This is a genomic window from Mucilaginibacter terrae, from assembly GCF_042679325.1.
Classification (GTDB): Bacteria; Bacteroidota; Bacteroidia; order Sphingobacteriales; family Sphingobacteriaceae; genus Mucilaginibacter; species Mucilaginibacter terrae.
On record NZ_JBHTMJ010000014.1, the window covers coordinates 88,762 to 107,253 of the forward strand.

General features: G+C 41.0%; 32 protein-coding genes. 2 read left to right on the forward strand and 30 right to left on the reverse strand.

Annotated features, from left to right (window positions below; translation table 11 throughout):
- Positions 1–30: 30 nt before the first annotated feature.
- The 29 genes from rplQ to rplC form a co-directional block, all read right to left on the reverse strand.
- Positions 31–606 (reverse strand): 50S ribosomal protein L17, encoded by a 576-nt coding sequence (gene rplQ / locus ACFQ3S_RS15325; protein WP_377166011.1) that lies wholly within the window; start codon positions 604–606, stop codon positions 31–33.
- Between the two features lie 152 nt (positions 607–758).
- Positions 759–1,751, reverse strand: a complete 993-nt coding sequence (locus tag ACFQ3S_RS15330; protein WP_377166013.1) for a DNA-directed RNA polymerase subunit alpha — start codon at positions 1,749–1,751, stop codon at positions 759–761.
- Positions 1,752–1,846: 95 nt separating this feature from the next.
- Positions 1,847–2,455, reverse strand: a complete 609-nt coding sequence (gene rpsD / locus ACFQ3S_RS15335; RefSeq protein WP_377166015.1) for a 30S ribosomal protein S4 — start codon at positions 2,453–2,455, stop codon at positions 1,847–1,849.
- Positions 2,456–2,519: 64 nt separating this feature from the next.
- Positions 2,520–2,909 (reverse strand): 30S ribosomal protein S11, encoded by a 390-nt coding sequence (gene rpsK, locus ACFQ3S_RS15340; protein WP_377166018.1) that lies wholly within the window; start codon positions 2,907–2,909, stop codon positions 2,520–2,522.
- Between the two features lie 133 nt (positions 2,910–3,042).
- Entirely contained in the window at positions 3,043–3,420 is a 378-nt protein-coding gene (gene rpsM / locus ACFQ3S_RS15345; RefSeq protein ID WP_377166020.1) for a 30S ribosomal protein S13, read from the reverse strand.
- Between the two features lie 72 nt (positions 3,421–3,492).
- Positions 3,493–3,609 (reverse strand): 50S ribosomal protein L36, encoded by a 117-nt coding sequence (gene rpmJ / locus ACFQ3S_RS15350; RefSeq protein WP_157539780.1) that lies wholly within the window; start codon positions 3,607–3,609, stop codon positions 3,493–3,495.
- A gap of 4 nt (positions 3,610–3,613) precedes the next feature.
- Positions 3,614–3,832 (reverse strand): translation initiation factor IF-1, encoded by a 219-nt coding sequence (gene infA / locus ACFQ3S_RS15355; RefSeq protein WP_022833270.1) that lies wholly within the window; start codon positions 3,830–3,832, stop codon positions 3,614–3,616.
- Positions 3,833–3,903: 71 nt separating this feature from the next.
- A complete protein-coding gene (gene map / locus ACFQ3S_RS15360; RefSeq protein ID WP_377166024.1) occupies positions 3,904–4,689 on the reverse strand; it encodes a type I methionyl aminopeptidase in 786 nt (261 codons plus the stop codon).
- 8 nt (positions 4,690–4,697) lie between these two features.
- Positions 4,698–6,056: a preprotein translocase subunit SecY gene (gene secY, locus ACFQ3S_RS15365; protein ID WP_377166026.1), complete on the reverse strand. Its 1,359-nt coding sequence runs from the start codon at positions 6,054–6,056 to the stop codon at positions 4,698–4,700.
- Positions 6,057–6,062: 6 nt separating this feature from the next.
- A complete protein-coding gene (gene rplO, locus ACFQ3S_RS15370) occupies positions 6,063–6,509 on the reverse strand; it encodes a 50S ribosomal protein L15 (RefSeq protein WP_377166029.1) in 447 nt (148 codons plus the stop codon).
- A 4-nt stretch (positions 6,510–6,513) separates the two neighbouring features.
- Positions 6,514–6,693, reverse strand: a complete 180-nt coding sequence (gene rpmD, locus ACFQ3S_RS15375) for a 50S ribosomal protein L30 (RefSeq protein ID WP_377166032.1) — start codon at positions 6,691–6,693, stop codon at positions 6,514–6,516.
- Between the two features lie 6 nt (positions 6,694–6,699).
- Positions 6,700–7,218 carry a 30S ribosomal protein S5 gene (rpsE, locus tag ACFQ3S_RS15380; RefSeq protein WP_377166036.1) on the reverse strand — a complete coding sequence of 173 codons (519 nt, stop codon included), beginning with the start codon at positions 7,216–7,218 and terminating at the stop codon, positions 6,700–6,702.
- Between the two features lie 11 nt (positions 7,219–7,229).
- Positions 7,230–7,580 carry a 50S ribosomal protein L18 gene (gene rplR, locus ACFQ3S_RS15385; protein WP_377166039.1) on the reverse strand — a complete coding sequence of 117 codons (351 nt, stop codon included), beginning with the start codon at positions 7,578–7,580 and terminating at the stop codon, positions 7,230–7,232.
- A 5-nt stretch (positions 7,581–7,585) separates the two neighbouring features.
- A complete protein-coding gene (gene rplF / locus ACFQ3S_RS15390) occupies positions 7,586–8,140 on the reverse strand; it encodes a 50S ribosomal protein L6 (RefSeq protein ID WP_377166041.1) in 555 nt (184 codons plus the stop codon).
- A 20-nt stretch (positions 8,141–8,160) separates the two neighbouring features.
- Complete coding sequence (gene rpsH, locus ACFQ3S_RS15395) at positions 8,161–8,559, reverse strand: 30S ribosomal protein S8 (protein WP_377166043.1); 399 nt, start codon at positions 8,557–8,559, stop codon at positions 8,161–8,163.
- A 168-nt stretch (positions 8,560–8,727) separates the two neighbouring features.
- On the reverse strand, positions 8,728–8,997 hold the full coding sequence (gene rpsN / locus ACFQ3S_RS15400; protein WP_377166045.1) for a 30S ribosomal protein S14: 270 nt from the start codon (positions 8,995–8,997) through the stop codon (positions 8,728–8,730).
- Complete coding sequence (rplE, locus tag ACFQ3S_RS15405; RefSeq protein ID WP_377166047.1) at positions 8,990–9,559, reverse strand: 50S ribosomal protein L5; 570 nt, start codon at positions 9,557–9,559, stop codon at positions 8,990–8,992. Before rplE ends, rpsN begins: the two co-directional genes overlap by 8 nt.
- Positions 9,559–9,888 carry a 50S ribosomal protein L24 gene (gene rplX / locus ACFQ3S_RS15410; protein WP_377166049.1) on the reverse strand — a complete coding sequence of 110 codons (330 nt, stop codon included), beginning with the start codon at positions 9,886–9,888 and terminating at the stop codon, positions 9,559–9,561. The genes rplE and rplX overlap by 1 nt, the downstream gene beginning before the upstream one ends.
- Positions 9,889–9,890: 2 nt before the next feature.
- A complete protein-coding gene (gene rplN / locus ACFQ3S_RS15415) occupies positions 9,891–10,259 on the reverse strand; it encodes a 50S ribosomal protein L14 (RefSeq protein ID WP_377166051.1) in 369 nt (122 codons plus the stop codon).
- Position 10,260: 1 nt separating this feature from the next.
- Positions 10,261–10,518, reverse strand: coding sequence for a 30S ribosomal protein S17 (gene rpsQ / locus ACFQ3S_RS15420; protein WP_377166053.1), 258 nt, complete (start codon positions 10,516–10,518; stop codon positions 10,261–10,263).
- A 17-nt stretch (positions 10,519–10,535) separates the two neighbouring features.
- On the reverse strand, positions 10,536–10,745 hold the full coding sequence (gene rpmC, locus ACFQ3S_RS15425; protein ID WP_377166055.1) for a 50S ribosomal protein L29: 210 nt from the start codon (positions 10,743–10,745) through the stop codon (positions 10,536–10,538).
- A gap of 133 nt (positions 10,746–10,878) precedes the next feature.
- Complete coding sequence (gene rplP, locus ACFQ3S_RS15430) at positions 10,879–11,301, reverse strand: 50S ribosomal protein L16 (RefSeq protein WP_377166057.1); 423 nt, start codon at positions 11,299–11,301, stop codon at positions 10,879–10,881.
- 48 nt (positions 11,302–11,349) lie between these two features.
- On the reverse strand, positions 11,350–12,276 hold the full coding sequence (gene rpsC / locus ACFQ3S_RS15435) for a 30S ribosomal protein S3 (protein WP_377166059.1): 927 nt from the start codon (positions 12,274–12,276) through the stop codon (positions 11,350–11,352).
- Between the two features lie 6 nt (positions 12,277–12,282).
- Positions 12,283–12,711, reverse strand: a complete 429-nt coding sequence (gene rplV, locus ACFQ3S_RS15440; RefSeq protein ID WP_377166061.1) for a 50S ribosomal protein L22 — start codon at positions 12,709–12,711, stop codon at positions 12,283–12,285.
- Between the two features lie 4 nt (positions 12,712–12,715).
- A complete protein-coding gene (gene rpsS / locus ACFQ3S_RS15445) occupies positions 12,716–12,982 on the reverse strand; it encodes a 30S ribosomal protein S19 (protein ID WP_377166063.1) in 267 nt (88 codons plus the stop codon).
- Positions 12,982–13,806 carry a 50S ribosomal protein L2 gene (gene rplB, locus ACFQ3S_RS15450; protein WP_377166065.1) on the reverse strand — a complete coding sequence of 275 codons (825 nt, stop codon included), beginning with the start codon at positions 13,804–13,806 and terminating at the stop codon, positions 12,982–12,984. Before rplB ends, rpsS begins: the two co-directional genes overlap by 1 nt.
- A 2-nt stretch (positions 13,807–13,808) precedes the next feature.
- The gene (gene rplW, locus ACFQ3S_RS15455) at positions 13,809–14,099 is read right to left on the reverse strand and encodes a 50S ribosomal protein L23 (protein WP_377166067.1); all 291 of its coding nucleotides are present in this window, start codon (positions 14,097–14,099) and stop codon (positions 13,809–13,811) included.
- 2 nt (positions 14,100–14,101) lie between these two features.
- A complete protein-coding gene (rplD, locus tag ACFQ3S_RS15460) occupies positions 14,102–14,731 on the reverse strand; it encodes a 50S ribosomal protein L4 (RefSeq protein ID WP_377166069.1) in 630 nt (209 codons plus the stop codon).
- A 1-nt stretch (position 14,732) separates the two neighbouring features.
- Entirely contained in the window at positions 14,733–15,350 is a 618-nt protein-coding gene (rplC, locus tag ACFQ3S_RS15465) for a 50S ribosomal protein L3 (RefSeq protein ID WP_377166071.1), read from the reverse strand.
- A 217-nt stretch (positions 15,351–15,567) separates the two neighbouring features.
- Between rplC and ACFQ3S_RS15470 the strand changes: the two genes are divergently transcribed.
- The gene (locus ACFQ3S_RS15470) at positions 15,568–16,185 is read left to right on the forward strand and encodes an energy transducer TonB (protein ID WP_377166073.1); all 618 of its coding nucleotides are present in this window, start codon (positions 15,568–15,570) and stop codon (positions 16,183–16,185) included.
- A gap of 11 nt (positions 16,186–16,196) precedes the next feature.
- Here the strand turns inward: ACFQ3S_RS15470 and ACFQ3S_RS15475 are convergent, their stop codons facing one another.
- Complete coding sequence (locus ACFQ3S_RS15475) at positions 16,197–17,498, reverse strand: NAD(P)-binding domain-containing protein (protein ID WP_377166079.1); 1,302 nt, start codon at positions 17,496–17,498, stop codon at positions 16,197–16,199.
- A 155-nt stretch (positions 17,499–17,653) separates the two neighbouring features.
- Here ACFQ3S_RS15475 and ACFQ3S_RS15480 point away from each other — a divergent pair, with 155 nt between their 5' ends.
- The gene (locus tag ACFQ3S_RS15480) at positions 17,654–18,301 is read left to right on the forward strand and encodes a hypothetical protein (protein ID WP_377166075.1); all 648 of its coding nucleotides are present in this window, start codon (positions 17,654–17,656) and stop codon (positions 18,299–18,301) included.
- Positions 18,302–18,492: the final 191 nt, after the last annotated feature.

Here is an 18,492-nt window from a genome sequence, read left to right on the forward strand (position 1 = left end):
AGGCCGCTTTCAGTAATATCGTAATTTAAATTACTCGCCTTTTTCAGCGTTGTCTTCGTTTTTTGCAGGAGCTTCTTCAACCGCAGGAGCAGCAGTTGCTTCTGGTTCGGCAACTACTGCATCATCAGCAGGAGTTACTTCAGCAGTTGCAGCCGGAGCAGCATCAGTAGTAGCAGCTTTAGAACCACCACCACGACGACGGGTAGCTTTCTTAACAGGAGCAGCAGTATCAGCAACACCATAAACAGTGTTATAATCTACTAACTCAATAATTGCCATCTCGGCGTTATCACCCAAACGATTTTCTAACTTGATGATACGAGTATAACCGCCCGGACGGGTAGCCACCTTTTCAGCAATTTCGCGGAACAGGATAGTAACTGCTTCTTTGTTTTGCAGGTAGCTAAATACTGTACGACGCGAGTGTGTGGTGTCGTTTTTTGATTTGGTGATCATTGGCTCAACATAAACACGCAGTGCTTTTGCTTTTGCTAATGTAGTTTGAATGCGCTTGTGCAGGATAAGCGATGAAGCCATATTACCTAACATTGCCACGCGGTGGCTTTTAGTACGGCCTAAGTGATTGTGTTTTTTTCCGTGTCTCATTGATTGTTAATTTTTGCACGTGCATACCGTTGGGCGGCTGTTTAAGTCAAGCCCGCGGAATTATGCCCTCGCTTATTGTATATTTATGAAGGCCTGGGATGCAGTGTTAAAGTGGAAGCTTAACACCTTATCCCAAACCTATTATTGGAGGATTACTCCTCGTCTAATTTGTATTTGGCCAGGTTCATACCAAAAGATAATCCTTTTGATTTAACCAGGTCCTGAATTTCAGTCAAAGATTTTTTACCGAAGTTTCTAAATTTTAACATATCAGCTACGTCATACGATACCAGGTCAGCTAAACTGCGGATATCAGCTGCTTTTAAGCAGTTTAATGCACGTACCGAAAGGTCAAGGTCAACCAGTTCAGTTTTAAGGATTTTACGCATGTGTAAAATTTCCTCATCAACTTCTTTAGTTTCTTCTTTAGCCTGAGCCTCTAACATCATGTTCTCATCAGAAAACAGCATAAAGTGTTGGATCAGGATCTTGGCAGCTTCTTTAAGCGCGTCTTCAGGGTGAATAGAACCGTCGGTAGCAATATCCAATACTAATTTTTCATAGTCGGTTTTTTGCTCAACACGGTAATTTTCAATAGTATATTTAACGTTTTTAATTGGCGTATAGATCGAGTCTATAGCAATTACGCCGATGTTGGCATCAGGATTTTTGTTTTCTTCACTTGGAACATAACCACGGCCTTTACCAATAGTTAATTCCACTTCTAATGTAACTGATGAATCCATGTTGCAAAGCAGCAAATCAGGGTTCAAAACAGTATAATTATTAGAAAACTGTGTGATGTCTCCAGCTTTAAAGCTATCCTGTCCATTAATTATGACAAAGACTTTTTCAGAATCACCCGAATCGCCGGTTTTTTTCAACCTTACTTGTTTCAGGTTTAAAATTATCTCTGTAACGTCTTCAACAACACCTTTAATGGTTGAAAACTCATGCGTTACACCCGAGAAACGTACCGATGTAATAGCAAAACCTTCCAATGACGAAAGTAGAATACGACGTAAAGCATTACCAATGGTTATACCGAAGCCTGGTTCTAACGGACGAAATTCAAACGTGCCTTCAAAGTCGGTAGACTTCTGCATGATAACCTTATCAGGTTTTTGAAATGCTAAAATTGCCATTTATATGCTTTGTTTATTGTTTACTGATGGATGATTTGTAACCACGAAAATGACTGACAGAATATGCCAATCATTTCGCAGTACGATATCATTATTTATTTTGAATATAACTCAACGATTAAGTTCTCTTTGATGTTTTCTGGGATCTCATCGCGGTTAGGGTAGTTTAAAAGGCGACCGCTCATATTAGCAGCATCCCATTCAAACCAGCTATATTTATTAACTCTGTGACCGGCTATCGAGGTTGTGATAGTTTCCAATGATTTTGATTTTTCACGAACTGCAATCACATCACCAATTCTGATAGTGTAAGAAGCGATGTTCACTACTTCACCATTTACAGTGATATGTTTGTGACCCACTAACTGACGAGCACCTGAACGGGTTGGAGCAATACCTAAACGATAAACTACGTTATCTAAACGTGCCTCTAATAATTGAAGCAAATTAGTACCGGTAATTCCTTCACGGGCAGAAGCACGGTGAAACAAGTTTTCGAAATAACGCTCTAATACACCGTAAGTATATTTAACTTTTTGTTTCTCCATCAGCTGTACGGCGTACTCTGATTGTTTTCCTCTACGTTTCGACACGCCGTGCATGCCAGGAGGATAATTTTTTCTTTCTAACACTTTATCAGGACCAAAAATTGGTTCTCTGAATCTACGTGCGATTTTGGACTTTGGTCCGGTATATCTTGCCATTTTGTTTGTTTTTAAAGTATCATACAGCCTGTAGCTGTAGAATCTTAGCTTTAAAATCTGTTAATTAAACTCTTCTTCTTTTTGCAGGACGACAGCCGTTGTGCGGCAGCGGAGTAATATCCTTAATAGTAGTAACCTCGATACCTGAAGTTTGCAGGGTACGGATAGCCGACTCACGACCAGAACCCGGTCCTTTTACAAATACTTCAACTTTACGCAAACCTAAATCGTAAGCTACTTTACCGCAATCGGCAGCAGCTTGTGAGGCAGCATAAGGAGTGTTCTTTTTAGAACCTTTAAAACCCATTTTACCGGCAGATGACCAAGAAATAGCTTGACCGCTGTTATTGGTAAGAGTGATAATGATATTGTTAAAAGTAGCATTAACGTGAGCCTGACCTATTGCCTCCACAATTACAATGCGCTTTTTGGTTACTTTTTTAGCTTTAGCCATTTTATTTTATTATTTAGTTAAATGGATTACTGAGTTAGCGAATAACCGGACCCATTAACCGTTTGATAATTTTATGTTCCTAATAAATAAAGGGTGTGAAGCCAGGCTGCAGTCTTTATTTATTAATCAGTTATTATTTAGTAGCTTTCTTTTTGTTAGCAACTGTTTTACGTTTTCCTTTACGGGTACGTGAGTTGTTCTTAGTACGTTGACCACGCAAAGGCAAACCTTTACGGTGACGGGTACCACGGTAGCAACCAATATCCATTAAACGTTTAATATTAAGCTGAACTTCAGAGCGTAAAGAACCTTCAACTTTAATTTCATCGTTGATAATACCACGTATAGCGGCTAACTGATCATCGGTCCATTCCTGTACCTTAACATCAAAGCTTATACCAGCCTGGGTTAAAATGCGTTGTGCGGTTGAACGGCCTACACCATAAATGTAAGTAAGTCCGATCTCACCTCTTTTATTTCTTGGTAAATCAATACCTGATATTCTTGCCATATTTATTTATTGCTTTTTAAGTGAATAACCGAACGGCGGGCCACCGTTGTACGATCATTCCAATTTTTTTGATTAACCCTGACGTTGTTTGTACTTAGGGTTCTTTTTGTTAATTACAAAAAGTTTTCCCTTACGGCGGATGATCTTGCAATCAGCGCTACGCTTTTTGATGGATGCTCTAACTTTCATGTTCTTATTTATATCTGTAGGTTATTCTGCCTTTGGTTAAATCATACGGGCTCATTTCCAATTTCACTCTGTCGCCAGGTAAAATTTTAATGTAGTGCATACGCATTTTGCCCGATATGTGTGCAATAATCTCATGACCATTTTCAAGTTCTACTCTAAACATCGCGTTAGATAATGCTTCCCTGATAGTACCGTCTTGCTCAATCGAAGATTGTTTGGCCATATTTTACTGATTATTACTTAATTATCCCGTCTTAATTCGGGATGCAAAAATAAAAATAATTTTTGTATTATTTAATTATTTTTTGCTAAAACTTCTTCTATGTATAAAAATGTGGAAAGAACATCTGGATGACCCTTTTTTATAGCTACGGTATGCTCGTAATGAGCCGATGGTTTACCATCTACAGTAGATACGGTCCATCCGTCTTTCCAAAACTTAACACCGGCTTTACCGGCGTTAATCATAGGCTCAATAGCTATCACCATTCCATCCTCCAGCTTAGCCCCCGATCCACGCTTGCCGTAGTTAGGTACTTCAGGTTTTTCGTGTAGCTTAACGCCCACACCATGGCCTACCAGTTCTTTAACTACACCAAAACCATGTTTCTCGGCATGCTCCTGAACCGCATAACCTATATCACCTACACGCATACCGGTAACAGCTTTCTCTATTCCTTTAATCAAGCATTCCTGAGTAACCTGCATCAACTTCTTAGTTGTTTCACTCACTTCACCAATGGCGAAGGTATAAGCGGAGTCACCATAAAAATCATTCAGGATCACCCCACAGTCAACCGAAATCAGGTCTCCTTCAACCAAAACATGTTGTCCTGGAAAACCATGAACTACCTGGTCGTTAAGAGAAATACAAAGGGAGTTAGGGAAACCATGAAAATTAAGAAAAGCTGGCACTCCCCCGTTATCACGGATGTAAGTTTCTGCCAGCTTATCTAATTCTATGGTTTTTACACCGGGCTTTACTATCTTGGCTACTTCACCTAAGGTTTTAGAAACCAGTAAAGCGCTTTGGCGTATCAGCTCTATCTCGTCGGCCGTCTTAAAAATAATCTTCGACATGCGTTTGGTTAGATAGCCGGTGGTACAGTACCTGCAGCTGTTGGTACAGCTGTACGTCCTTTAACTCTACCGGTTTTCATTAAGCCATCATAATGACGCATCAATAAGTGACTTTCAATTTGCTGCAAGGTATCTAAAACAACACCTACCAGGATGATCAATGAAGTACCACCGAAAAAACGTGCAAACTGGCTGTTGATATGAAATATGTTGGCCAGAGCCGGGAATATGGCGATGATGGCTAAAAAGATAGATCCAGGTAAAGTGATGCGTGAAATAACACCATCAATAAACTCAGAGGTAGCATTACCTGGTGCAACACCCGGTATAAAGCCGCCATTCTTCTTCATATCATCCGACATTTGTTTCGGGTTAACCGTAATGGCTGTGTAAAAGTAAGTGAACAATATGATCAGGATACCAAATACCAGGTTATGTAACCATGAAGTATAGCTTGATAAGGCTATTAATACACTGTTCGACTGTATATCTGGAAAAAAGGAAGATATAGTAGCCGGGATAAACATTAATGCCTGGGCAAAAATGATTGGCATAACACCTGCCGCATTTACTTTCAAAGGTATGTACTGCCTTACACCACCGTATTGTTTATTTCCAACTATACGTTTAGCATATTGTACAGCAATTTTACGAGTGCCTTGTACTACCAATATGGTAAACATAATTACACCAATTAAAGCCAATATCTCAATTACAAACACCAACGGACCACCAGATGCGTTAGCACCGCTTACACGGGCGCTAAACTCATCAATAATAGCTGCTGGCAATTGGGCGATAATACCCACCATAATAATTAATGAGATACCGTTACCAATACCTTTATCTGTAATTTTTTCACCCAACCACATTACAAACAGGGTACCCGCAGTTAATACGAATACAGAGCTTATAGTAAACCAGGCTGTACCTAAAACCGGGCTAATGGCGTTTGGCGTAATCTGTGAACGCACGTAACCTACCGCTTGCGCAGCAGTAATAATAATCGTTAAATAACGGGTCCACTGGTTAATCTTGCTACGGCCGCTTTCACCCTCCTTTTGCAGTTTAGCAAAGTAAGGAACTGCAATACCCAATAACTGCACCACAATAGAGGCAGAGATGTAAGGCATTACACCTAATGCAAATATAGATGCGCGAGAAAAAGATCCGCCGGCAAACATATTAAGCAAGCCCAGCAAACCTTCCTTAGCTGCCTGGTTGTTTAATACGTTGGCATCAACACCTGGCAAAGCCACGTACGAGCCTACACGGTATATTAAAAGAAATAAGAGTGTGTTTATGATACGCACTCTTAAATCCTCAATTTTCCAGATATTGGATAATGTGGTGAAAAATTTCTTCATCTAAAATTACAGCTTTACAATTGAACCGCCGGCAGCTTCAATAGCTTTTTGTGCCGTTACAGAAAATGCATGTGCCTGGATATCTAACTTTGCAGTTAGTTTACCACGACCTAAAATTTTAACAAGGTCATTTCTTGATGCTAAACCATGTTCTTTCAATGTATCGAAGTTGATGGTTGATACCGAATGCGTATCAGCTAATTGCTGCAATGCATCCAGGTTAATACCATTGTACTCTACGCGGTTAGGATTTTTAAAACCTACCTTGGGCACACGGCGTTGCAATGGCATTTGTCCACCTTCAAAACCAACTTTGCTTGATGTACCTGAACGTGAACCGGCACCTTTGTGACCACGTGTCGACGTTCCGCCACGGCCAGAACCTGTACCACGGCCAATTCTCTTTCTATTTTTAGTAGAACCTTCTGCAGGCTTAAGATTACTTAAATTCATAACATTAAATGTTTTCTACTGCTACCAAATGATTAACTTTTCTAATCATGCCAATGATTGCAGGATTAGCTTCAACTTCAACGCTATGGTTAATTTTCTTTAAACCTAAAGCCTCTACCGTTCTTTTCTGGCGCTCACTTCTATCGATCACGCTCTTAATCTGAGTTATTTTGATTGTTGCCATGACTGATTATCCGTTAAATACTTTGTTTAAGTTAACACCACGATGCTGGGCTACTGTGTAAGCATCGCGCAGTTGCGCTAACGCCGATACAGTGGCTTTAACCACGTTGTGAGGGTTTGATGAACCCTTAGATTTTGCAAGTACGTTATGCACACCAGCACTCTCTAATACAGCACGCATCGCACCACCGGCAATTACACCGGTACCATTTGCAGCTGGTTTTAAGAAAACGAAACCACCTGAAAACTTACCAATTTGCTCGTGAGGTATAGTGTTATTAATAATAGGTACTTTTACCAGGTTTTTTTTAGCATCGTCAATACCTTTGGCAATTGCCTCTGTTACTTCTTTCGCTTTACCTAAACCGTAACCAACAACACCGTTTTCATCGCCTACTACCACAATGGCAGAAAAGCTGAACGTACGGCCACCTTTGGTTACTTTGGCAACACGTTGTATGCTAACCAAGCGGTCTTTCAACTCAATCTCGGTTGTTTTTACTCTTTTAATATTTATAGTTGACATTACTCGTTCGGTTAAAAGTTTAATCCACCTTCACGTGCACCTTCAGCCAGTTGTTTAATACGGCCATGGTACAAGTATCCATTTCTATCGAAAACTACGGCTTCGATACCAGCAGCTTTAGCTTTTTCAGCGATCAGTTTACCAACGGCAACTGATTGTTCGCCTTTAGTACCTGTTGAAGAAAAATCTTTTGACAAAGATGATGCTGATACTAAGGTTTTGCCGGCTACATCGTCAATAATCTGTGCATAGATACCTTTATTGCTTCTGAACACTGACAAGCGCGGACGTTCTGCAGAACCTGAAAGACGCTTTCTGATTCCTTTTTTAATTCTGTCTCTTCTTGATAATTTACCTGTCATGACGATTATTTCTTAGATGCTGATTTACCTGCTTTTCTTCTTAATATCTCGCCAACAAACTTAATACCTTTACCTTTATAAGGCTCTGGAGTACGTAATGAGCGAATTTTGGCGGCTACCTGGCCAATTAACTGTTTGTCGATAGACTCCAGGATAATGGTTGGGTTTTTACCTTTTTCAGCAGTAGTGGATACTTTAATTTCTTTCGGCAATTCAAATACATAGTGGTGAGAGAAACCCAACACTAAATCTAATGTATTACCGGTATTGGTGGCACGATAACCTACACCTACTAACTCTTGTTGCAAAGTATAACCGGTTGTTACACCTGTTACCATGTTGTTAATAAGCGCACGGTATAAACCATGTAATGCTTTGTGACGTTTTTGATCAGTTGGGCGTACTACTGAAAGTACACCATCTTCTTGTGATACAGTAATATCACTGTCTATCGGCTGCTCAAGCTGACCTTTAGGGCCTTTAACTGTTACAATACCTTCATTGATGATAATGGTAACGCCTGATGGGATAGTAATTGGGGCTTTTCCTACTCTTGACATTTCTTAGTTTCTCCTTACAATTAATAAACGAAACATAAAACTTCGCCACCAATGTTTTGCACACGGGCTTCTTTATCAGTCATAACTCCTTTTGAGGTAGACAGGATAGCGATACCTAAACCATTTAATACTCTTGGCAAGGTAGCTGTACCTGCATATTTTCTCAAACCAGGTTTGCTGATACGGGTAATGCTGCGGATGGCAGAAACCTTTGTCACGGGGTGGTACTTTAACGCTACTTTGATGTTTCCTTGAGGACCGTTGTCTTCAAACTTGTAGTTAGCGATGTAACCTTTGTCGAAAAGCACTTTAGTGATTTCCTTCTTCAGATTTGATGCAGGAATTTCAACAACCCTTTGGTTGGCTTTAATAGCATTCCTTACTCTGGTAAGATAATCTGCGATTGGATCTGTATTCATTTGATGAAATTATGATAGTGGTTTCCTTCGCCTCCCGGCGACGACCTTCCATCGGTTAAAAATTCTTTTTGTAAAGCAAATGCAGGTATATGTTGCAAATTGCCGGCCGCAAAGGTAAGAATTAAATTCTTATCCTGCAACCGGCAACTTTTATACCTGTAACGCTGTTTACCAGCTTGCTTTTTTGATGCCTGGGATTTTACCGGCCAATGCCATTTCACGGAATGTTACACGTGAAATACCAAACTGGCGCATATAACCACGAGGACGGCCAGTAAGCTTGCAACGATTGTGCAATTTTACTGGTGATGATGCTTTAGGCAATTTGTCTAAACCTTCGAAATCACCAGCAGCTTTTAGGGCAGCTCTTTTTTCAGCATATCTTGCTACTAATTTAGCACGTTTTACTTCGCGTGCTTTTACACCTTCTTTAGCCATTGTTTACTGGAGTTTGATTTTTAAATGGTAAACCAAATTGTTTAAGCAATTCTAATGCTTCCACATCATTTGATGCTGAGGTTACAAAGGTAATATCCATACCTTGTATTTTATTGATTTTGTCAATATTGATCTCAGGGAAAATGATTTGCTCGGTAATACCTAAAGTATAATTTCCTTTTCCGTCAAAACCTTTATCATTAATACCTTTAAAATCACGGATACGTGGCAATGCTACGGCAATTAAACGATCCAGAAACTCGTACATGTTATTATCGCGTAAAGTTACACGTACACCAACCGGCATACCTTTACGTAATTTAAAGTTCGAAATATCTTTCTTTGATTTTGAAGCTACTGGTTTCTGACCGGTAATAGTTGCCAGTTCAGTAATGGTAGTATCAATCAGTTTTTTATCAGTTGTAGCTGCACCAACACCTTGGTTAATGGCAATCTTCTCCAACTTAGGAACCTGCATTACACTTTTGTACTGAAATTTATCTTTCAGTGCGGTACGGATTTCCTCTTTATATTTGGATTTTAATCTTGGAACGTAAGACATTATTTAATTTCCTCCCCTGATTTTTTTGATACTCTAACTAATTTACCGGCATCATTCTTTTTACGACCAACACGTGTGGTTTCGCCCGATTTAGGATCAACCAGTGCCAGGTTAGAGATGTGGATAGCGGCTTCCTTTTTTACAATACCACCGTTAGGGTTGGCTGCATTTGGCTTAGTGTGTTTCGATATCATGTTGACACCTTCAATCACTGCACGGTTTTTATCAATAATGATTTCGGTAATTTTACCCTGCTGGCCTTTTGAGTCGCCGGCAATAACCTTAACCGTATCACCTTTACGGATCTTTAATTTAATTTTCTTTTCCATTGTTACAATACCTCCGGTGCTAATGAAACGATCTTCATGAATTGTTTTTCACGTAGCTCTCTTGCAACCGGACCAAAGATACGTGTACCTCTTGGCTCATCCTGGTTATTTAACAATACAGCTGCGTTATCGTCGAAACGAATGTAAGAGCCATCTTTACGACGGATCTCTTTTTTGGTTCTTACTACTACGGCTTTTGAAACAGTACCTTTTTTTACGTTACCCGATGGGATAGCGCTTTTTACAGTTACTACAACTTTATCGCCAACTGATGCATAGCGTTTAGCAGTACCGCCTAATACGCGTATTACTAAAACCTCTTTTGCACCGCTGTTATCGGCTACATTTAATCTTGATTCCTGTTGTACCATCTTATTTAGCCCTTTCTAAAATTTGAACTAATCTCCAGTTTTTATTTTTACTCAGCGGACGGGTTTCCATAATCAATACGGTATCGCCAACACCACAGGTGTTAGTTTCGTCATGAGCCATGAACTTGGCAGTTTTGTTTACGAACTTACCATAGATCGGGTGTTTTACTTTCCGCTCTACTGCTACAACAATAGATTTATCCATCTTATTGCTAACTACCAGTCCGGTACGCGTTTTTCTTAAATTTCTTTCTTCCATTGTGTGTCGACGCTTAATTATTGCTGTTCAGAAGCTGACGCCGCTTTACGCTTTGTTAATTCAGTATTTAAGCGAGCAACCTCCTTACGTACATTTTTAATACGGATAGGATTCTCAATAGCCGAAACTGCATGGGCAAATTTCAGTTTGGTAAGATTACTTTTTTCCTCGCCAATTCTTGCATTCAACTCTTCAGTTGACAGCGCTGATATTTCTGAGCTTTTCATTTTTTTTGTGAGTTTTGAGCGGTGAGAGGTAAGTTGGAGGCTTACGTCACTCATCTTCTTTATTATTAATAATTATTGAGGTTACAGGTTGTAAGCATTAAAAGCAACTCACAACTTACAACCTGCAAATCCACTATGCTTCTACGTAATCTCTACGTACTACAAATTTTGTTTGTACCGGCAGCTTTTGTGCGGCTAAGCGAAGTGCTTCTTTAGCAACTTCCATTGGCACACCTTCTGCCTCAAAAATGATCCTTCCGGGGCGTACAACCGCTACCCAGTATTCTGGAGCACCTTTACCTTTACCCATACGTACCTCTGCAGGTTTTTTGGTAACGGGTTTGTCAGGAAATATCCTGATCCACACCTGGCCTTCACGTTTCATGAAACGTGTTACAGCAATACGTGCGGCCTCGATTTGACGGCTGGTGATCCAGGCCGCTTCAAGGGATTTTACGCCGAAAGATCCGAATGAAAGCTCAGCTCCGCGAGAAGCTACTCCTTTCATCCTGCCTTTTTGCATCTTTCTGAACTTCGTTCTTTTTGGCTGTAGCATTTTATTAGCTTTTAATATCTAAACGATGTCTGTCTCGACTTTGATTAATTATCTGTTTCCGCCTGGGCGCTGACCACCTTGGCCACCCGGACGCTGACCACCCTGGCCGCCTGGACGTTGACCACCTTGACCGCCCGGACGTTGACCGCCCTGACCACCACGGTTAGCACCACCACCCTGGCCACCCGGACCACGTTGGTTGGTTCCGCCTCTGCGATCACCGCCGCCACCGCTATTTCTGCGGTCGCCGCCACCACGTTGGTTATCACCATACGCTGCTGCACCTTCTGGGCGTCCACCTCTGCCGCTTGCGCTGCTGGTTGAGCCAATGTTAGGGCTCAGGTCACGTTTACCGTAAACCTCACCTTTGCAAATCCATACTTTAACACCTATTTTACCATAAGTAGTTAAGGCTTCGGCCAGTGCATAATCAATATCGGCACGAAAAGTATGCAAAGGAATTCTTCCTTCTTTATATTGCTCGGTACGTGCCATTTCAGCGCCACCTAAACGGCCTGATGTCATCACCTTAATACCTTCAGCACCCATACGCATGGTTGAAGCTATAGTGGTTTTCATCGCACGACGGAAAGAGATACGAGCTTCCAGTTGCTTAGCAATACCTTCGGCTACTAACTGAGCATCAAGTTCAGGACGTTTGATCTCGAAAATGTTGATCTGTACGTCTTTCTTGGTCAGTTTCTTTAACTCTTCTTTGATCTTATCTACTTCCTGACCGCCTTTACCGATAACGATACCCGGACGGGCAGTGTGAATAGTTACAGTGATGCGCTTTAAAGTACGCTCAATTACAACTTTTGATACGCCGCCTTTAGCAATACGTACAGAAAGATATTTACGGATTTTTTCGTCCTCAACTAATTTATCGGAGTAGTTGTTGCCACCGAACCAGTTAGAATCCCAACCACGGATGATTCCTAAACGGTTACCTATTGGATGTGCTTTTTGTCCCATTGTTAATTAGTTGATTTCGGTTTTACTATCCACAATTAAAGTAACGTGGTTAGAGCGTTTACGGATACGGTATCCGCGGCCCTGAGGAGCCGGACGCAGTCTTTTTAACTGACGGCCACCACCCACTGAAACTTCTTTTACATATAATGCGCTATTATCAATGCTCTTGCCTTCATTTTTGGCTTCCCAATTTTTAATGGCAGACAGCAATAATTTTTCAACACGGATAGCAGCTTCTTTATTAGTAAACTTTAATATACTAAGTGCTTTCACTACGTGCTCGCCGCGAATAAGATCTACCACTAAGCGCATTTTACGCGGTGAAGTGGGGCAGTTCTGTAATTTGGCAACCGAAGCTCCTCCCTGCTGAGCTTTCTCTTGCTCTTTGCGCTGTCTGATTAAGACAGACTTTTTCATTTTTGTTGTTGCTTCCATTGCCTTATTTTTTCTTTTCTGCGTGACCACGGAATGTACGGGTTGGGGCAAACTCGCCCAGCTTATGACCAACCATGTTTTCTGTTACGTACACAGGGATAAACTTGTTACCGTTGTGTACTGCAAATGTATGACCAACGAAATCTGGAGAGATCATGGAACGTCTTGACCATGTTTTTACAACCGATTTCTTACTTGATTCATTCAAAACCATAACCTTACGGTCTAAGTTGTGATCAATATAAGGTCCTTTTTTAATCGAACGTGCCATTATTTCTTCCTTCTTTCTATGATATAACGATCAGATGTTTTCTTTTTGTCGCGGGTTTTATAGCCTTTAGCTAATAAACCTTTACGTGAGCGTGGATGACCACCTGATGAACGGCCTTCACCACCACCCATAGGGTGATCCACAGGGTTCATAGCTACACCACGTACTCTCGGACGACGGCCTAACCAACGTTTACGACCAGCCTTACCTAATACTTCATTAGCTTTTTCGGCATTTGAAACGGTACCTATGGTTGCTAAACAGGTTGACAGGATCATACGGGTTTCACTTGAGGGCAATTTAATGATGGCATATTTGCCATCACGTGCCGAAAGCTGTGCGTATGTACCTGCAGAACGGGCAATTGTACCGCCCTGACCTGGGTTAAGTTCGATGTTATGGATGATAGAACCCAAAGGGATATTCTTTAAAGGCAATGTGTTACCCACCTCTGGAGGTGAGCCGGCACCCGAAAGAACGGTTTGACCAACGGTCAGGCCTTCTGGAGCTATCATATATCTTTTCTCGCCATCTACAAAATGTAAAAGGGCGATACGAGCAGAACGGTTTGGATCATACTCAATGGTTGCTACCGTTGCAGGTATATCGAACTTATCGCGTTTAAAGTCAATTAAACGGTATGATTGTTTGTGACCACCACCTAAATAACGCATGGTCATTTTACCGGTGTTGTTACGGCCACCTGATCTTTTATGAGATACTACTAATGATTTTTCAGGAACATTAGTGGTAATATCAGAGTTATCAGCACCTACCCTAAAACGGGTACCCGGAGTTACCGGTTTAAATCTTTTAACTGCCATCTCTATATTGTGCTATAAAAATCAATTGTTTCACCATCCTTCAAAGTGATGATCGCTTTTTTGAAAGTGGCGGCCCTTCCAGACACAACACCAGCTTTAGTAGAACGACTTTTCAATTTTCCGGCATATTTCATAGTGTTTACTGCAGTAACAGTAACACCATACATTGCTTCAACTGCTGCCTTGATCTGAATTTTGTTAGCTCTTGGATCAACCTTAAAAGCATAACGGTTCAATTTCTCTGTAAGCAGAGAAATTTTTTCAGTAAGTAGAGGTTTTTTTAAAATTTCCATAATTACTTAGCGAACGCTTCCTCCAGAGTTTTAACAGAACCTGTAGTTAATAACAACTTACCGGCGTTTAACACATCATAAGTGCTTAACTGATCGGCAGTGATAACCTTAGCTTTTTTCAGGTTTCTGCTTGATAAATAAATATTGTTGTTAGCAGCTGGCAGCACCAATAAAGTTTTTTCGTTGGTGAGCTTTAAATCAGCAACCAGTTTAATGAAGCTTTTAGTTTTTACAGATTCAAAAGTGAAATCTTCTAATACTACTATACTGTTGTCTTGAGCTTTATAGCTAAGGGCCGATTTACGTGCTAATTGTTTAAGCTTTTTGTTCAGCTTAAAACCATAATCGCGTGGTTGCGGACCGAATACACGGCCACCACCGTTAAACAAAGGTGATTTGATACTACCCGCACGGGCGCCACCTGTACCTTTTTGTTTATGTAATTTACGGGTTGAACCGGAAATTTCGTTACGTTGTTTCGATTTATGTGTACCCTGACGTTGGTTAGCTAAATACTGTTTAACATCAAGATAGATAGCGTGATCGTTAGGTTCGATTGCGAAAACCGTATCAGACAGTTGCACCTTGGCACCTGTTTCTTGTCCTGATACATTTATTACGTTGATTTCCATCTTATTTATCCACAATTACAAATGAACCCTTAGCTCCAGGGATGGAACCTTTAACAACAATAAGGTTTTGCTCTGCAAATACCTTCACTACCTCAAGGTTTTGAACCTTTACACGTACGTTACCAGTTTGACCCGCCATGCGCATACCTTTAAATACGCGTGATGGCCATGATGAAGCACCCAGTGAACCCGGCGCACGTAAACGGTTATGCTGACCGTGAGTTTGCATACCCACACCCGCAAAGCCGTGACGCTTTACCACACCCTGAAAACCTTTACCCTTAGAGGTACCAACCACATCCACATAATCGCCGGCTGCGAAAATATCTACAGTGATCGTATCACCCAGATTTTTTTCATCTTCAAAACCTTTGAATTCTACCAGTTTACGCTTTGGCGTAGTACCGGCTTTCTGGAAATGGCCTTTTAAAGGAGCAGAGGTATTTTTCTCTTTCTTCTCATCATATGCCAGCTGAACAGCTGCATATCCGTCTGTATCAACAGATTTAACGTGGGTTACCACGCAAGGGCCAGCTTCGATTACTGTACAAGGAATATTCTTCCCTGCTTCATCGAAAATGCTGGTCATTCCTACTTTTTTACCAATAATTCCTGACATTTTCTTAATTAATTTTGTTTTGCCCATCGAAGCAGTAGGGCTTCGTTCAAGGCATTTTCCCGGTTTAAGGGAGGGCAAAGATAGGAATTTTTAATTAGGTGTCAAATAGTTACGAAATTATTTTTCAAAGTTTTTGCAATTGATAATCAGATAGAACCGATGTTGATTTGGGGCTTTAAATTTCACTATATATCTTTGAAGACTAAATCATATTGACATGCGATTATTTTTTGCTTTTATTGCTGCTTTTTTAGCCGGTTCAATTGCTTACGCTCAAACACAAGAGAATAAGAGTGAGGTTAAAAAAACAACTGAAAACCAAGAACCTTTAGCCATACAAAAGATTCCATCTTATCCGGGTGGCATTAACGCATTTAATAAAATGATCCTCAGCAACTTGAAGTATCCAGAATTGGCACAATTAATAGGTATTAGTGGCCGGGTTGTAGTCAGTTTTGTTGTGGATACCACCGGACACTTAAGTAACATTACTCCTCTTAATTGTATTGGTGCAGGTTGCGAATCGGAGGCGGTAAAAGCTATATCTATGTCAAAAGTTTGGCTGCCCGGAATGCAGGATGATAAATTAGTTAGAGTACAATATTCAGTCCCTATAGCCTTTAACGCTAATAAATCTAAAGTATCTTTCAAAGAACTACGGAAATCCAAGTATGGTTTTATGTTTGAAATTAACGGAACCGAATATGCTATTGATGATGCCGAAAAGCAATTAGGTAAAACATTCCCAAGCTCTCAAATAGAAATTTCGATGCCCTATCTTGAAGCAGATAAATTTCCGGAGTTTTCGGGTAAAGAGGTTATCTTATCAAGATGAAGAAAAGCTGATCATCCCCTCATCAATCGTCTGATCATATCCCCGCTTTGTTTTTGCCCCTCGGCTAATCTATCACCGAAAAAAGCCTGAACCTGGCTAAAGTGCTTTTTGTAGCCTTCCATATCACCATAATTGATAATAGACGACCATTCGCGCACGGCCGAATGAAATTCCAGGTCATCGCCCCTAATGGATTTATCGTATAAAGCCGTTTGGATGGATTCTTCCAGCAGGTCTTCGTTCTTAAACAAATATTCGGCAATGCCTAAACGCAAGCGGAACGGCGGGGTTTGCCCTATCAGGTTATCGTACGGATTTACGCTTAAATGGTGCCAGGCATCAACCATGCTCAATATACTTAGGTGAGAGTTTGGCCGGCGTTCGGATTGATTACCATGAAAAGCAAATTCTTCCATTACGGTATCATTCAGCATTATGGGGGTACGGCTTTCGTGAAAAACAAAATCGCGGGCTTTGTACAAGCGTTCCCGAAAGGCTTTTTCCTCCTCCTGAATCATGAGTTTGAAAAGTTCCGATTCGGATTGCGCATAACGTTTTACCTGCTCACGGGCATAGGGATTTAAAATAGCTAACCCGGCATACACGTGTGCTTTGTAACTGAATATACGCAGTGTAATCAGTATCTTCACGTTATCTATTCCTCCCAAATAAGATGCATTTTCCCAGGGAAAAAATCCCGCAGCAGCCCAGGCGGTACCCATACTCTCGAAACCTACATGGGTAACAGCCTGTGTATCAGCTACTATCTGGTCGTGCTCGTGGTAATCGGCCAGCTCCACAATATCTGACCCAATGGCGATAAACAGATCCAGCATGCGTTGGTAAGCGGCGTCATCGGCCCGGTAACGTATCAGGATCAGTTTCTGTCCTACCGGCTCGAAACCACCGCCATGCATAGCGTGAAAGGTCACTATTTGAGCATCGGCTGGCAGATATTTATCGAATACAGCAATTTCGGGGTGCTTAACCGAGGTTTGTCCGGCAATAATAGCCCCGTACTTTGCCGATCCGCAGCTTTCGGCTACCACTTGCTCCATGCGGTCGGCTTCTACAGAATAGATTAACAGATCGCTAATGCGGGCTACCTGCTTACCATTATCCATTAATTGAATGCCCGATGGATACAATTCATTCTCCAGTGCTTCGCGGTTTTGAGGCAGATCGCAACCGTAAACAGCATATCCGGCCTTGGCAAATGCTTTGGCATACACCTTACCCATATCACCCAAACCTATAATTCCAATGTTCATGCGGCTAATATAAATATGGTTTGGTAATTTACACGATGTTATCCTATATTCGTTATTGGGGCTTCAACTAAACAACTATGCTTTTTGTTCCTGAAGATCAGGAGTTTAAGCAATTAAAACTTGCCAACTTTTTTTTACTATAACTGAAAACTGATTTTGAGCTTATGAATAACCGGTATATAACCAGCATTGTGGCAATGCTATTTTTAATTACTGTAAGCGTGCAAACCACCTTTGCACAAGACAGCGTAAAAAAAAGTAAACCTACTGCTTATAAGCCATGGGCTAAACCAGCGGCCCCTGCGTATGGCGCACAACCGGGAGTTGCAGCCCCCATCAATACCGATAAAAGCCTGAACGGCCAGTACCAGTACCTTTCTGGAAAATTTTACAACTATCAGAAACCTCAGTTGGCTGCATTTTACAAAAATGTAACCGATACCTTGCGTACCGAGAGAAAGAAAACCAAAGAATTACAAGTTAAGCTTTCAGCACAAGTGAAAACTGTGCAGGGTTTACAGTCGGACGCGACCATTAAGGAGCAACGTTTAAATGAATTGACCTCTAAGGTAGATGCGATAAGCTTTTTAGGAATACCAGTAACTAAAGCCATGTATAATACTATTATGTGGGGAATGGTTATTGTGTTTGGAGCCGTAGCCGCTATTGTAATTATGCAATCGGGTAGTGCGCGCCGCGAGGCCAAATATCGTATTAAACTGTACGAGGAACTGGACGAGGAGTATAAAGCCTACAAAGTAAAAGCCAACGACAAAGAAAAGAAACTGGCCCGCGAATTGCAAACTGAGCGCAATAAGCTGGATGAACTTTTAGGCCGGGGATAGCTTTTAGTTCTTAGTTCTTAGTTCTTAGTTCTTAGTTCTTAGTTCTTAGTGTGAATTGATGTAGCAGACCGGATGTTTTGACACGATGAAAACTACATAAGCATCAAAGGCCGTCTTTTTTGTGGTGTGACCCCAAAAAGTTAGACAGTTTACAAAATTAAGTTTTTTGTATCAGAGCTCGGTATACCACC

Coding starts and splice junctions, on each gene's coding strand:
- rplQ (WP_377166011.1), bottom strand. CDS start 606: ATGAGACACGGAAAAAAACACAATCACTTAGGCCGTACTAAAAGCCAC.
- ACFQ3S_RS15330 (WP_377166013.1), bottom strand. CDS start 1,751: ATGGCAATTTTAGCATTTCAAAAACCTGATAAGGTTATCATGCAGAAG.
- rpsD (WP_377166015.1), bottom strand. CDS start 2,455: ATGGCAAGATATACCGGACCAAAGTCCAAAATCGCACGTAGATTCAGA.
- rpsK (WP_377166018.1), bottom strand. CDS start 2,909: ATGGCTAAAGCTAAAAAAGTAACCAAAAAGCGCATTGTAATTGTGGAG.
- rpsM (WP_377166020.1), bottom strand. CDS start 3,420: ATGGCAAGAATATCAGGTATTGATTTACCAAGAAATAAAAGAGGTGAG.
- rpmJ (WP_157539780.1), bottom strand. CDS start 3,609: ATGAAAGTTAGAGCATCCATCAAAAAGCGTAGCGCTGATTGCAAGATC.
- infA (WP_022833270.1), bottom strand. CDS start 3,832: ATGGCCAAACAATCTTCGATTGAGCAAGACGGTACTATCAGGGAAGCA.
- map (WP_377166024.1), bottom strand. CDS start 4,689: ATGTCGAAGATTATTTTTAAGACGGCCGACGAGATAGAGCTGATACGC.
- secY (WP_377166026.1), bottom strand. CDS start 6,056: ATGAAGAAATTTTTCACCACATTATCCAATATCTGGAAAATTGAGGAT.
- rplO (WP_377166029.1), bottom strand. CDS start 6,509: ATGAATTTAAGTAATCTTAAGCCTGCAGAAGGTTCTACTAAAAATAGA.
- rpmD (WP_377166032.1), bottom strand. CDS start 6,693: ATGGCAACAATCAAAATAACTCAGATTAAGAGCGTGATCGATAGAAGT.
- rpsE (WP_377166036.1), bottom strand. CDS start 7,218: ATGTCAACTATAAATATTAAAAGAGTAAAAACAACCGAGATTGAGTTG.
- rplR (WP_377166039.1), bottom strand. CDS start 7,580: ATGACAGGTAAATTATCAAGAAGAGACAGAATTAAAAAAGGAATCAGA.
- rplF (WP_377166041.1), bottom strand. CDS start 8,140: ATGTCAAGAGTAGGAAAAGCCCCAATTACTATCCCATCAGGCGTTACC.
- rpsH (WP_377166043.1), bottom strand. CDS start 8,559: ATGAATACAGATCCAATCGCAGATTATCTTACCAGAGTAAGGAATGCT.
- rpsN (WP_377166045.1), bottom strand. CDS start 8,997: ATGGCTAAAGAAGGTGTAAAAGCACGCGAAGTAAAACGTGCTAAATTA.
- rplE (WP_377166047.1), bottom strand. CDS start 9,559: ATGTCTTACGTTCCAAGATTAAAATCCAAATATAAAGAGGAAATCCGT.
- rplX (WP_377166049.1), bottom strand. CDS start 9,888: ATGGAAAAGAAAATTAAATTAAAGATCCGTAAAGGTGATACGGTTAAG.
- rplN (WP_377166051.1), bottom strand. CDS start 10,259: ATGGTACAACAGGAATCAAGATTAAATGTAGCCGATAACAGCGGTGCA.
- rpsQ (WP_377166053.1), bottom strand. CDS start 10,518: ATGGAAGAAAGAAATTTAAGAAAAACGCGTACCGGACTGGTAGTTAGC.
- rpmC (WP_377166055.1), bottom strand. CDS start 10,745: ATGAAAAGCTCAGAAATATCAGCGCTGTCAACTGAAGAGTTGAATGCA.
- rplP (WP_377166057.1), bottom strand. CDS start 11,301: ATGCTACAGCCAAAAAGAACGAAGTTCAGAAAGATGCAAAAAGGCAGG.
- rpsC (WP_377166059.1), bottom strand. CDS start 12,276: ATGGGACAAAAAGCACATCCAATAGGTAACCGTTTAGGAATCATCCGT.
- rplV (WP_377166061.1), bottom strand. CDS start 12,711: ATGGAAGCAACAACAAAAATGAAAAAGTCTGTCTTAATCAGACAGCGC.
- rpsS (WP_377166063.1), bottom strand. CDS start 12,982: ATGGCACGTTCGATTAAAAAAGGACCTTATATTGATCACAACTTAGAC.
- rplB (WP_377166065.1), bottom strand. CDS start 13,806: ATGGCAGTTAAAAGATTTAAACCGGTAACTCCGGGTACCCGTTTTAGG.
- rplW (WP_377166067.1), bottom strand. CDS start 14,099: ATGGAAATTTTAAAAAAACCTCTACTTACTGAAAAAATTTCTCTGCTT.
- rplD (WP_377166069.1), bottom strand. CDS start 14,731: ATGGAAATCAACGTAATAAATGTATCAGGACAAGAAACAGGTGCCAAG.
- rplC (WP_377166071.1), bottom strand. CDS start 15,350: ATGTCAGGAATTATTGGTAAAAAAGTAGGAATGACCAGCATTTTCGAT.
- ACFQ3S_RS15470 (WP_377166073.1), top strand. CDS start 15,568: ATGCGATTATTTTTTGCTTTTATTGCTGCTTTTTTAGCCGGTTCAATT.
- ACFQ3S_RS15480 (WP_377166075.1), top strand. CDS start 17,654: ATGCTATTTTTAATTACTGTAAGCGTGCAAACCACCTTTGCACAAGAC.